The organism is Amycolatopsis stemonae (assembly GCF_054781455.1).
The window spans coordinates 486,255-498,538 of the sequence record NZ_BAAGUJ010000002.1; the positions used below are offsets into that span (position 1 = coordinate 486,255).

Sequence of the window (12,284 nt, forward strand, 5' to 3'; positions counted from 1 at the left end):
GGCGCCGGGTTTTCGCGTAGAAGAGCAGGTCAGGCCGCGGGGACCGTCGAGCGGGTCGAACGGGCCGCGACGGCTGCCAGGCCGGCCGTCAGCAGGTCCGCCACCGTGAACATCACCCGGGAGGCCACCGCGAAGGCCGTGGCCTGGCCGACCGTCAGGCCGCTCGCCGTCAGGACCGCTACCTGGGCCACCTCCCGGACGCCCACGCCACTCGGGAGGATGAACGCGAACGTGCCCACCGTCATCGCCACGGCCATCGCGCCCACGCACAGGATGAAGCCGCTGAAGCCCGGGGTGCCGACCGAGTTGGCCAGCAGCCACAGGTGGATGCCCTGCAGGCACCACGCGGCCGTCGAGGCGCCGAAGACCTTGCCGATGACCTTCCAGCTCAGCGGGTGCTTCAACGGCGGGCGGCGCAGGATCTTCAGGACCAGCGACGTGCCCCACGTGAGGATCTTCGGGTGCAGCAAGGCCAGGCCGACCGGGATGAGCACGAACAGCCACATCGCGCGCGGGCTGTTGCTGAACACCGCCGGGGCCGCCAAGAGCGACACCACCAGCGCCGACACCACGCCGACGCCCAGCTGGATCAGCGAGCCCGTGAAGATCCGGGCGCGGGCCAGGCCGGCCTTGCGGCCCAGCTCCATCTGCAGCAGGTACGCCCAGACCGACCCCGGCACGTACTTGCCGAGCGAGCCGACCAGGCAGATCTGCGCGCCGCGGGCGTAGCCGATCGGCTCGCCGAGGTCGTCGACCATGACCTGCCAGCCCCACGTCGACACCATGATCGCCGCGATCAGGGCGACCAGGCTGAGCAGGGACGACTGCCACGCGACGTCGTGCAACGTGTGCCAGAACTCGTTCCAGTTGGATGCGAGCTGCTTCGCGGCGAACCCGACGACCAGGAGGATCGCAACCCACCTGACGACGTCCAGGATCTTCGCCTTGGTGGACTTCCGCTGCTTTCCGGCAGCCGGCATGCCCTCCGGCGTCTCAACTGTCGTCATCGACGATCCTTTCAGGCCTGTACCGTGACCAGGCGGCTGAATTCGGCCAGCAGATCGTAACCGTCCCACACCGCGGAGAACGTCAGGGCCGAGCCGAACGGCACGATCCGGTCCACACCGCGGCCCGCGAGCTCGTGCGCGAACGCCGTGAGCTCCTCGGTTGTGAAACCGAACTGGCTGACTGTCTGATCCTTCCTGAGCACGATCGGCACCAGGTCGGACAAAGTGGACACTCGTGCGTTCGCGAACGTGCCGGCGCCGAGCCACTCACGCGGCAGCACCGCCGGGTCGGCCAGCTCCAGAGTCGCCAGGCCGTTGCCGTCGAACGCGATCTCCTTGACCAGCCCGTCGGCCGCCGCGCCGTACGCCGACACGCGCTTTTGGACGGCCATCGCCGGTTCCGTGACGTGCTGCTTCGACGCGAGCACCGACGCCAGCAGCGTGCGGAACTCGCTCCCCGCCTCGCGGGCGCCCGTCTCGTCGCCGACCCAGAACACCGCGCGCGGGGACGAGCAGGCGGCCTGGTCGAACCAGTAGGAGTCGTTGTAGAAGCCCTCGGCGGCCGCGCGACGCTCTTCCGCGGACGCCCGCTGCCAGCCCGCCACCGACGCGACGGCGAACGACGAGCGGTCCGGGAACGTGAGGTCACGCGCGTGCGGCGCCAGGGGGTACTTGCGCAGCGCCGCGACCGAGCCGTCGCCGCCCCAGATGACGCGCAGGTCGGCGGCCAGGGACAGCGCGCCGCTGACCTCGTCGCTGCGGTCGTAGGTCACCATGCGCTGGGTGGCCGTGATGGCCTCCGCGACGGACGCGTCCACCTCGGACAGCGCCGCGTTCAGCGCTTCCAGCACCGCCTCGGCGGCGCCGGCCGAGCGCGACGACACGCGCACGACGTTGTGGTTGCCCGCCAGCGCGGACAGCGCCCACGAGTAGACGAAGATCGTGTCGACGTTCGCCGGCGGCACGTGGAAGACCAGCCCGCGCGGGAACCGCAGCGCGCTGCCGGACGTGTCCAGTGTGGACAGTGCCTTGGCGATTTCGCCCTTGCGCAGGAAGAACCCGAGCGACGCCAGCTCCGGGAACCGCCGCGCGGTCGCCGGGGCCAGCAGCTTGCGGGCGAACTTCGTGACGAACTCGACGATCCGCGGATCGCCGACGCGCAGCCGGCCGCCGGGCGGCTCGGCACGCAGCTCGTCGACCAGGTCGCGCACGGAAACGGCGGGCGCCTCGGGGAACCGCTGGGTCAGAGAAGTCACGCCGCCGCTCCCGAGAAGGTGTCCGAGCAGCCGCGGGCCTCGGCCTTGGGCAGCCTGCCGAGCACGGAGAAGTGCTTGCCCGGCCAGTCGCCGTCATCGATCCCGTTGTAGACGCCCAGGTCTTCGGTCAGCAGCACGTGGCCCGGGTAGGACCGCGGCAGCGTCGAGACGACCTCGATCACGCCCGGCTCCCCGACCGGCTGCTCTTCCCACGTCTCCGGGTTCCGGATCACGACGTCGGCGAAGTCCGGGCAGTACAGCGAGTTCCCGGACGGGCCCTCGAGGAACACCGTGCCGATCTGCTCGATCATCCCGTAGTAGTTGTGGATCCGGGTGAGCCCGGTGTCCTCTTTGAACCGCCGCCGGAACTCGGTGTTGTCCACCGCGCGGTCGATCAGCTTCTTCCAGCCACCGCTGTGGATGAGGATGCCGTTCGACAGGTCCAGGTCGTTGTCCCGCGCGACCTCGTACAGGTAGAGCCACACCATGAACGTGAAGCCGAAGATCAGGAAGGGCTTGTCGCCGTACTCGGCCAGGAACTTCTTGACGGCCTCGACGTCCGGCTTGTCGTTCTCGTCGAGCACGTACGTGTGCTTGCGGCCGAAGTTCGCCATGCCCAGCACGCCCGCGCCGCGCGCGGAGAACGACCGGCGGTTCTTGATGATGCCGATGGTGTCGACCATCAGCATCGGCAGCCGCTCGCCGCCGAGGACCTCCTGCAGCGTGGCGCCGAGCTGCTTGGTCTGCGCGCCCGCCGCCTCCTTGTCCAGGTAGATCCGCGACGCGCCGGCGCCCGTCGTCCCCGACGAGGTCAGCGTCTTGAACACCTCGCTGTCCGGGACGGACTTGAGGTCGTGCGTCTTGAACATCCGCACCGGCAGCCAGGGCAGGTCGGCGATCGTCGCGAACGAAGCGTCCGGCGCGATGCCGAGCGAGGCCAGGATCCGGTCGTAGCCCTCGGAATTCGCACGGTGGTGGGCCGTCAGGGCCGCGAGTTCGGGCAGCAGCAGGGCCTCCCGGTCGGCCTGCGACCGCGTGAAGACGCTCATGCGCCGACCTCGCTGACGCTCAGTTCGGCCTGAGCGGCGAGCGCTGTGTTGAATGATTCACTCGCAAGCTCGTTCATACCTTCCCCTCCAAGGTCCGGTAGTCGATCTTGCCGCTGGCCAGCAGCGGCACGGTGTCGATCGGGCGGACGTCGAACCCGCTGGCGTGCAGGTGCAGCCGCTCGGCCAGCGCCCGCGAAGCGTCCTTGCAGATGTCCTTGTCCGCGCCTTCGGCGAACAGGACGACCTTGTCGCCCGCGGGCACCGCCGCCACCACGTCGATCCCGACCGCCGCCGTGCGCACGGCGTGCTCGAGGTCGTCGAGGCTGACGCGGTTGCCGAACACCTTGCCGATGCGCTTCAGCCGCCCCGTGATGAACAGGTACCCGTCTTCGTCGAGGTAACCCAGATCACCGGTGGCCAGCACGCCGCCGTATTCGTCCCCCTTGGCCAAGCCGGACTCGTCGTCGGCGTAGCCCATCATCACATTGGGCCCACGGTAGACGACCTCACCGACGATTTTCGGGTGCGTGGTCTCCGAGCCGTCGTCCCGGCGGACGGCGAACGCGCCGCCTGGCAGCGCCGGCCCGGCGGAACCGAGCTTTTCGGCCAGCCGCTCGGCGGGCACCGTCGTCATCCGCGGCGACGCCTCGGTCTGGCCGTACATGACGTACATCCGGCCGCCGACCGCGAGCATCTTCTCGTTGAACTCGGCGACCAGGTCGTCGCGCAGCTTCCCGCCGGCCTGCGTCAGCGTGCGCAGCGTCGGGTACTTCGCGGGGTCGAACTTGAGCCGCCGCAGCATTTCGTAGTGGTACGGAACGCCCGAAAGGGACGTGACGCCGTAGGTGTTCACGGCGTCCCAGAACCCGCGGCCGAGCACGCCGGAGGGCTCGATGACCACGGTCGCGTCCCGCAGCAGGTGCGAGTTCAGCACCGACAGGCCGTAGCTGTAGTGCAGCGGCAGGCAGGTCGGCGCGACCTCGTCGGCGTCGATGTGCAGCACCTGCGCGATGGCGTCGGCGTTGGCCAGGAGCCCCTGGCGCGAGAGCCGGACGAGCTTGGGGTTGCCGGTGGACCCGCTGGTCGGGAGCAGGACGGCGAGGTCGGGGTGCGGCTGGACGCCGTCGGCCGACTCGCGGACCCAGTCGCCGCCACGCGTGACGTACCCCGGCGGCGCGTCGCCGGACGCGGCCAGCACGGCCGCCGGCCGGAAGCGCTCGACCAGGCCGGCCAGCACGTCGGCGTCCAGCGACGGGTCGATCAGCGCGATGGCCCGCCCGGACTCGAACGCGCCCAGGTAGGTCAGCACGCTCGGCAGGTCGACCGACATCCGCGCGAACACGACGCCGGCGGGGAGCGCGGCAAGCGCTTCCACCGACCGGCCGACCTCGGCCGACAGTTCCGCGCCGGCCAGCGTGCGGCCCCCGGCCACGTCCACCAGCCGAGCTCCCGCACCCAGCAAAGTCACAGCACCAAGCCTCCGTCGACGCCCAGCACCTGGCCGGTGATGAAGGACGCCTCATCACTCACCAGGAACCGGATCGCGTTCGCCACGTCTTCCGCCCGGCCCAGGCGCCCGAGCGGCGTCTTGCCGGTGTTCTCGGCCTTCGCTTCTTCGCTCAGGCCCGCGGTCAGGTCGGTCTCGATCACGCCCGGCGCGACCGCGTTGACGCGGATGCCGGACCGGCCGAGCTCCTTCGCCGCCGAGCGCGCGATGTTCGCCACCGCCGCCTTCGACGCCGCGTACACCGTCTGACCGGCGCTCCCGTGCTCGCCGACGATCGAGGCGAGCACCACGATCGCCCCGGTCTTCTTCCGCATCATCGCCCGGGCCGCGGCCTGGACGGTGTGCAGGGTGCCGGCGACGTTCGTGCTCAGCGTCGTGTCGACGAGCTCTTCCTTGATCATCCCGAGGAGCGCGTCCTCCATGATCCCGGCGTTCGCGACGACGACGTCGAGCCTGCCGTGCTCCTTCGCAACGCCCCTGACCAGCGAAGACACCGCCTTTGCGTCGGTGACGTCGAGGGCGAGCCCGGCCGCGGCGCCGGCGGTCGCGGCTGCGTCTTTGGCCTTGGCCTCGTCGCGGCCGGTGAGCACCACGGTCGCGCCCGCCTCGGCGAGCGCGCGGGCGGTGGCCAGGCCGATCCCCCGCGTGCCGCCGGTGACGAGCGCGACGCGCCCGGTCAGATCAGTCATTCTTCGACTGCAGCTCGGTCACCATGTCCACGGCGACCTTGAAGCTCGACATGTCGATCACCTGGTCGGTGTCGAACTCGACGTCGAACTCGTCCTCGATGGCCGCGACCAGCGCCATGTGGCCGACCGAGTCCCACGCCTCGATGTCGCGGTACTTCAGGTTCTCGACGTCCACATCGCTGCCGAGGTCCAGCGCCTCGACGAAGACCTCGCGCAGCTTGGGGGCGACTTCCGACATGCTCACAGCTCCTAGTGTTCCGCGCGCGGGCGGGCGTCCCACGCCTTTACCAAGGTAGAGAGGTCTTCGGGCAGGGCGACGGCCGGGAGACCTTCCTTGCCCTTCAGCCACGGCCCGAGGGCCTCGATCGCGGCCTCGTCCAGACCGCGGCGGGACAGGCCCACCACGTTGACGCCCGTGACCCGGGCGGGGTTGCCGACGGCGATGGTGAACGCGCCGACCTCGCGCCGGACGGCCGAGCCCATCCCGATCATCGCGCCCGGCCCGACCACGACCTTCTGGTGCAGGATCGCGCCCATGCCGAGGTTGGCGCCGTCCCAGATGTGGCAGTGGCCACCGGTCACGGCGTTGGACGCGATCGTCACGCCGTCGCCGACCAGGCAGTCGTGCGCGACGTGGGAGTTGCGCAGGTAGTAGCCGTCGCTGCCGACCGTCGTCGTCCGCCAGGTCCCTTGGTGGACGCTCATGTACTCGCGGATCCGGTTGCGGCTGCCGATGACGACGCCGTGGCCGTCGTGATCCGCGTCACCCACCGGCGCGGCGTCCCAGGCGGCCGGGTGGGGGCGGCTACGGTCCTCGCCGGGCGTGCCGATCGTCACGTGCGGGCCGATCCAGTTGCCGTCGCCGATGCGAACCGGCCCCACGACCACGGTGAACGGCCCGATCACGTTGTCGTCGCCGAGTTCGACGCCTTCGCCGATGACGGCGGTCGGGTGGATGCGGTTGGGCACGGGTGCAGGTTTCCGTTCGTCGGCGGCTGGGTTAGGGGCGTGTTACCGCGCCCGGTAACGTGTGGCCCGCGTTGTGCAGGGGGGTCGGGCGCAGAACCGGCGGCTCACTGTACCGGACGCGCCGAAATCGCCTGCCGAGAGAGACTGCCCATGATCCCCATCACCGTGGTCGACGTGCGTGACGCGGAGGACCTCGTCGTCGAGGTGCTGCGCTCCGGCGCCATCGCTCAGGGACCGATGGTCAAACGCTTCGAAGACGCCTTCGCGGCGGTCTCCGGGACCAAGCACGCGATCGCGGTCAACAACGGGACGACCGCCCTGGTCGCCGCGCTGCAGGTCCTGGACCTGAAGCCGGGCGACGAGGTCGTCACGTCGCCGTTCACCTTCGTCGCGACGCTGAACGCCATCCTGGAGGCCGGCGCGACCGTGCGGTTCGCCGACATCCGGCGCGACGACTTCGCGATCGACACCGACGCCGTCGCGAAGGCGGTCACGGACCGCACGAAGGTGCTCATGCCGGTGCACCTGTACGGCCAGACCGCGGACATGGGCAAGCTCGCCCCGCTGGCCGCCGAGCACGGCCTGCAGGTCATCGAGGACTCGGCGCAGGCCGTCGGCGCGTCGTTCGAGGGCAAGCCGGCCGGCTCGTTCGGCATCGGCTGCTTCTCGCTATACGCGACGAAGAACATCACCACCGCCGAGGGCGGCGTCATCACGACGGACGACGACGCGGTCGCCGACAAGCTGCGCGTGCTGCGCAACCAGGGCATGCGGGCCCGCTACCAGTACGAGGTCGCCGGCCACAATTACCGGATGACCGACCTGCACGCCGCCGTCGGCATCCCGCAGCTGGCGAAGCTCGACCAGCTGACCGCCGCCCGCCAGGCGAACGCGAAGCGCCTCTCGGAGGGCCTCGCCGGCACGCCGGGCCTCGACATCCCGCAGGTGCTGCCGGGCCGCGAGCACGTGTGGCACCAGTACACCGTGCTGGTCGGGCCGCACGCGTTCCTCTCGCGCGACGAGCTGGCCGCGGCGCTCACCGAGCGCGGCATCGGCAACGGGATCTACTACCCCAAGATCGTTTTCGACTACGACTGCTACCGGGGCCACGACCTGATCCCGGGCGCGCGCGTCGAAGACTTCCCGGCGGCGAAGGCCGTCGCGGAGCAGGCACTCTCCCTGCCGGTGCACCCGCACCTGACCGAGTCCGACCTGGACACCATCATCGAAACCGTTCGCGAGGTACTGGGCGCATGACGCATCGGATCGCTCTTGTCGGGACCGGGAACATGGGTTCCCTCCACGCCCGTGTGCTCGCCGGGAACGACCGCGTGCAGCTCGTCCGCGTGATCGACCCGCGCGAAGAGGTCGGCAAGGCCGTCGCCGAGCGGTACGAGACGGTGTGGACGCCGGAGATCGGCTCGCTCAACGACGTGGACGCCGTCGTGCTGGCTTCGGCCACCGAGGCGCACTACGAGCTGGCGCAGGAGATCCTCGGCCAGGGCAAGGCGATGCTCGTCGAAAAGCCGGTGTGCAACAGCTTCGAGCTGTCGCAGGAGATCGTCGCGCTGTCGGCGTCGAAGGGCGTCCCGCTGATGTGCGGGCTGCTCGAGCGCTACAACCCGGCGGTCATGACCGCGCTGGCGCTGGTGAACGAGCCGGTGCACCTGATGGCGCGCCGCCACGGCCCGTACGCGCCGCGGATCAAGACGGGCGTCGCGTGGGACCTGCTGGTGCACGACGTCGACCTGGCGATCCAGTTCTTCGGCGGCAACACGCCCGCCCGCGTGACCTCCGGGGCCGGCTACTTCCACCCGTCGTCGGTCGACGGCGCCGAGGACACCATCGAGACGGTGCTGTCGTTCCCGTCCGGCCTGGCCACGGTTTCGGCTTCGCGCCTGGGACAGCGCAAGGTCCGGTCGCTCGTGGTGTCGGAGCTCGACCGGCTGATCGAGATCGACCTGCTCCGCCGCGACGTCACGATCTACCGGCACGTGTCGCACGACTCCGTCACGCCGGACGGTCAGGGCTACCGCCAGCAGACGGTGATCGAGATCCCGGAGCTCATCACGGCGCGCGAGCCGCTGGCGACCCAGCTGGACCGCTTCTGCGACCTGCTGGAGGGCAAGGTCGACGCCGACACCGAGCGCGACCTGATCCTGCCGTCGCACAACGTCGTCGAGCAGGTGCTCACGCAGGCTGTCGCCTGACCCGCGAAGAGCAGCGGCGGGTTCGGCTAGCTGACCGGCACCGGGAACGCCGCCGGGCTCCGGAGGCCACCCGGTCCCACCGCGCGGACGGCGAAGAAGACGTTGTCCTTCGAAAGGTCGATCTTCGCCGTCAGCGCCGGTCCGACGTCGATCACGTGCGTCCAGTCCGGGGCCGTCGTCTCGCGCCAGAGGACTTCGTAGCCCGTCGCGCCCGGCGTCGCGTCCCACAACAGTTCCGAGTCGTTCGTCAGTGCCGCTGTGCGGATCTTGGCCCCCCTCGGGGTGCCCGGCGCCGTCGCGAGCGACCACAGCGCGGCGCCGTTCACCCGCGCGACGCGGGCGGTGAACGGGAAGTCGCAGAACTGCGGCAGGTCGCCGAACTGGATGCCGTTCTCGACGCGGACGTCCTGGTGCTGGTGCGCGAAGTCCTCGGCGGGCTCGGTGAACCGCGCCGCGGGGTAGCCCTGCTCGAGGAAGCCGATGTGGTCGCCGCCGCGCAGGTAGCGGTCGCGGCGGTAGATCACCCGGACGGTCATGCCGGTCGCGTCGTTCTCCGCCACCGACTTCACGAACCGGGCCAGCTGCCGCGGCGGGGAGTCGTTCTCGCCGCCGATGCTGCGCCGCAGGTTCGCCTCGGCCGGCGTCTCCGCCGTCGGGACGCCCTCGGCGAACAGGCGGATCGTCGTCGGGTCCCGCGTGCCGTCGTCGGCGCGGCTGGACCCGACGATGTCGTTGGTGAACATGGCCTGGACGTCGGTGCCGGCCGCCTTGAACTGCCGCGCCATGAACCGTGCGCCGTAGAGGCCCTGCTCCTCCCCCGCGACGGCGGCGAAGACGATCGTCGCGGCCAGCTGCCGGGCCGAGAAGACGCGCGCCAGCTCGAGGACGACCGCGACGCCCGACGCGTCGTCGTCCGCTCCCGGCGCGTCGCCGGTGAAGTTCATGACGTCGGTGCAGCGCGAGTCGTAGTGCCCGGAAACGACGTACACGCGGCCGGGATCGGTGGCCCCGCGCAGCGTCGCGACGACGTTGGTGATCGTGGTCGGCACCGGGATCCGGTCGGCCGGCGGCTGGACGTACGACTGGAGCTCGACGCTCAGGCGGCCCCCGGAAGCGGCCGCGATCTGCTGGAACTGCGCGAATAGCCAGTCACGCGCGGCACCGATGCCGCGGACCGGATCGTCCTGTGCGGACAGTGTGTGCCGCGTGCCGAACGCGGCCAGCCGCCGCACGGTCGCCTCGATCCGCCGTTCGTCGACTTGGCGGAGCAGCGCCCGGAGCTCCGGGCTCGGTCGTTGCGGCCGGACCTGGCCCCCGGGATCCCCGGGTTCGGCCGCGCCCGCCGGGACGCCGGCCACGGCCACCGCGGAGGCGGCCGAAGCGGTGAGGAACACTCGTCGAGTGGTCACGGTCCGGTCTTACGCCCGCGCGGCGGCGCCGTGTACCGCCGACCGGCCGTCGGGCTACTTCGTGAGCCGCTTGCCGGCCGTGTCGTAGGCGATCAGCGGGGTCAGCGTGCCGGAGCCCGGGACGGCGACCGGGTCGAACCAGAAGATGACCACGCCCGGGTCTTCCGTCCACTTCGCCAGGTTGGCCTCGACTGTCTTGCCGTGCACGGTCGTGGTGATCCTCGCCGCCGGGCCGGCGAAGTAGCCGAAGACCGGGATGACCTGGTCGCGGATCACCTCGCCGCCGTCGGTGGCGTGGAACCCGAAGGAGCGGTCGGAGCCGCGGGTCTCGTTCGTGGCCAGCACGGCCTGCAGGGAGCCGTCGGTGCGGAACCCGGCCGTCAGCCCGAAGTGGATCCCCGGCAGCGCCTGCGGGTCGTCGATGGCCTGGGCGAAGAAGACGATCTCGCCGGCGCCGGTCCGGATCCCGGTGCCGACGACGTCCCCGGCCGGCCGCGGCGCCGGTGTGGCCGCGCTCGGGCTCGGCGGCTTGGTGACCGACGTCGAGGGTGACGGCGGCTGCGCGACCGGCGCGGGCGCGGGCTGCCGCAGCTGCACGGCGAACACGACGACCAGCACGACGGCGGCCGCGGCGGCGATCCCGGCCGCGCTCGTCAGCACCCGGCGGCGACGCCGGATGCGCGTCCCCGCGGCCATGATCTCGGCCAGGTCCGGCTCGGCGAAGGGCTCCTCGGGCGGCTGCCGGAGGGCGGCGCGGAAGTCGTCGAGATCGTTCACCGCCCGCTCCTTCCGATCAGCGTGTCCTCCGTGTCGGCCTCGATCCGCAGCTTCGCCAGCGCGCGTGAGTTCGTGCTCTTCACGGTACCCAGCGAAACGCCGAGCTCACGGGCCACGTCGGCTTCCGGCAGGTCGAAGAAGTGCCGCAGCACGACGACGGCCCGTTCGCGGTCGGTCAGCGTCTTCAGCACGGCGGTGAGCCACGCTCGCTGGGTGACGGCCTGGTCGACGTCGAGCCGGTCTTTACGCTCGGGCATCGCCTCGGTGGCGTACTCGCGGATCGGCCGCCGCCAGCCGTCGATGACGTGGTTCACCAGGACGGTCCGGGCGTAGCCGTAGGCGTCCTTGTGGCGGACGCGCGCCCACGCGGCGTAGGTGCGGGTGAAGGCGGTCTGCGCGGCGTCCTCCGCCTGGTGGCGGTCGCCGGTGAGCAGGAAGGCGGCGTGGGTGAGCCGGGCCGAAGAGGCGCGCACGAAGTCCGCGAACTCGTCGTCGCCACGCGCCATGGGTCACCGCCGTTCCGTCTCTCCCAGCGACGGCCGAGGCGGGGAAAGGTTGCTCTCGATCTTCCGAGCGTACCCCGCCTGCTTGAAACGTTGTGTAACCGCAATCCTGCGCTCGGTTACCGGGCACTAGATTGTCCGGTGGGCGCTTCCGAGGGGAAATCTTCGCCGTCGCATGCCTGCTGACCTGCGTCACAGCGCGGTGGGACGGTTCCACGACGGCGGCGCCGGCGATGTCGCCGGCGCCGCCGTCATCCAAGATCGGAGCTACGGGCGCTGCGCCTGCCGCGTGGTCAACGCGGCCAGGTCGAGGACGAGCGGCGCGCCGGCCAACTCGAGCCGAGCGGTGCCGGAGAACTCGCCGAAGTCCTCATAGTCGTCGTCGACGAGCCGGTAGGTGATCAGGCTGACCGGCGGATCGAGGTCGACGATCCAGTAGTGCTCGATTCCGGCCTCGGCGTACTCGGAAAGCTTCATGACCCGGTCGGTCCGCTTGCTGCCCTCGGACAGCACCTCGACGACGAGCCGCACATCACGAGCGGCCAGTCGTGGCGGGTTCGTCTCCACCAACGCGGTCGGCGCCACCAGGACATCGGGCACCCGGACCGTCAGCGGCTCCTCGGCGACGAGCATCTCTACCTCGCCCAGCGCACAGAATTCAAGCGGCAGCTGCTCATTGATCAAGTAGCTCAGCCTGGCGACAGCTCGCTGGTGCAACGGCATCGGACGCGGTGCCACGACGAGAACCCCTTCGACCACTTCGACCTGGTGCTCCGGGGTTTCCGGCAGGTCGATCCAGTCGTCGAGGGACAGGAGCCGGTGAGGCCAGTCCATGACACTCATCGCTTTCTCCTCGCCGTCAGTAACTGGACGTCATCTTCCCACGTCATCCTGCCGGAACGCCAGTG

Annotated in this window: 13 protein-coding genes; 2 read left to right on the forward strand and 11 right to left on the reverse strand. The window is 70.6% G+C overall.

The window, feature by feature from the left end:
* Positions 1-29 precede the first annotated feature (29 nt).
* From ACYVLJ_RS08515 to ACYVLJ_RS08545, 7 genes are all read right to left on the reverse strand, one after another.
* Complete coding sequence (locus ACYVLJ_RS08515; protein ID WP_451971370.1) at positions 30-1,007, reverse strand: lysylphosphatidylglycerol synthase transmembrane domain-containing protein; 978 nt, start codon at positions 1,005-1,007, stop codon at positions 30-32.
* A gap of 11 nt (positions 1,008-1,018) precedes the next feature.
* Complete coding sequence (locus ACYVLJ_RS08520; RefSeq protein WP_460438263.1) at positions 1,019-2,263, reverse strand: aldehyde dehydrogenase family protein; 1,245 nt, start codon at positions 2,261-2,263, stop codon at positions 1,019-1,021.
* The gene (locus tag ACYVLJ_RS08525) at positions 2,260-3,312 is read right to left on the reverse strand and encodes a LuxE/PaaK family acyltransferase (protein WP_451971364.1); all 1,053 of its coding nucleotides are present in this window, start codon (positions 3,310-3,312) and stop codon (positions 2,260-2,262) included. Before ACYVLJ_RS08525 ends, ACYVLJ_RS08520 begins: the two co-directional genes overlap by 4 nt.
* A 73-nt stretch (positions 3,313-3,385) precedes the next feature.
* Complete coding sequence (locus ACYVLJ_RS08530; protein ID WP_451971361.1) at positions 3,386-4,780, reverse strand: AMP-binding protein; 1,395 nt, start codon at positions 4,778-4,780, stop codon at positions 3,386-3,388.
* The gene (locus tag ACYVLJ_RS08535; RefSeq protein ID WP_451971358.1) at positions 4,777-5,508 is read right to left on the reverse strand and encodes an SDR family NAD(P)-dependent oxidoreductase; all 732 of its coding nucleotides are present in this window, start codon (positions 5,506-5,508) and stop codon (positions 4,777-4,779) included. Before ACYVLJ_RS08535 ends, ACYVLJ_RS08530 begins: the two co-directional genes overlap by 4 nt.
* A complete protein-coding gene (locus ACYVLJ_RS08540; protein ID WP_451971356.1) occupies positions 5,501-5,746 on the reverse strand; it encodes an acyl carrier protein in 246 nt (81 codons plus the stop codon). Before ACYVLJ_RS08540 ends, ACYVLJ_RS08535 begins: the two co-directional genes overlap by 8 nt.
* Positions 5,747-5,757: 11 nt before the next feature.
* Positions 5,758-6,477 (reverse strand): UDP-N-acetylglucosamine acyltransferase, encoded by a 720-nt coding sequence (locus ACYVLJ_RS08545; RefSeq protein ID WP_460438264.1) that lies wholly within the window; start codon positions 6,475-6,477, stop codon positions 5,758-5,760.
* Between the two features lie 150 nt (positions 6,478-6,627).
* On the opposite strand from ACYVLJ_RS08545, the gene ACYVLJ_RS08550 reads away from it, so the two are divergent.
* Both ACYVLJ_RS08550 and ACYVLJ_RS08555 read left to right on the forward strand, forming a co-directional pair.
* A complete protein-coding gene (locus tag ACYVLJ_RS08550) occupies positions 6,628-7,734 on the forward strand; it encodes a DegT/DnrJ/EryC1/StrS family aminotransferase (protein ID WP_451971350.1) in 1,107 nt (368 codons plus the stop codon).
* Entirely contained in the window at positions 7,731-8,687 is a 957-nt protein-coding gene (locus ACYVLJ_RS08555) for a Gfo/Idh/MocA family protein (protein ID WP_451971347.1), read from the forward strand. The genes ACYVLJ_RS08550 and ACYVLJ_RS08555 overlap by 4 nt, the downstream gene beginning before the upstream one ends.
* 26 nt (positions 8,688-8,713) lie before the next feature.
* Here ACYVLJ_RS08555 and ACYVLJ_RS08560 read toward each other — a convergent pair whose 3' ends face one another.
* The 4 genes from ACYVLJ_RS08560 to ACYVLJ_RS08575 all read right to left on the reverse strand — a co-directional run bounded on the left by ACYVLJ_RS08560 (position 8,714) and on the right by ACYVLJ_RS08575 (position 12,219).
* On the reverse strand, positions 8,714-10,096 hold the full coding sequence (locus ACYVLJ_RS08560) for a M20/M25/M40 family metallo-hydrolase (RefSeq protein ID WP_460438265.1): 1,383 nt from the start codon (positions 10,094-10,096) through the stop codon (positions 8,714-8,716).
* Between the two features lie 54 nt (positions 10,097-10,150).
* Positions 10,151-10,873 (reverse strand): hypothetical protein, encoded by a 723-nt coding sequence (locus tag ACYVLJ_RS08565; protein WP_460438266.1) that lies wholly within the window; start codon positions 10,871-10,873, stop codon positions 10,151-10,153.
* The gene (locus tag ACYVLJ_RS08570) at positions 10,870-11,379 is read right to left on the reverse strand and encodes a SigE family RNA polymerase sigma factor (RefSeq protein ID WP_460438267.1); all 510 of its coding nucleotides are present in this window, start codon (positions 11,377-11,379) and stop codon (positions 10,870-10,872) included. The genes ACYVLJ_RS08565 and ACYVLJ_RS08570 overlap by 4 nt, the downstream gene beginning before the upstream one ends.
* Positions 11,380-11,643: 264 nt before the next feature.
* Positions 11,644-12,219, reverse strand: coding sequence for a Uma2 family endonuclease (locus tag ACYVLJ_RS08575; RefSeq protein WP_460438268.1), 576 nt, complete (start codon positions 12,217-12,219; stop codon positions 11,644-11,646).
* Positions 12,220-12,284: the final 65 nt, after the last annotated feature.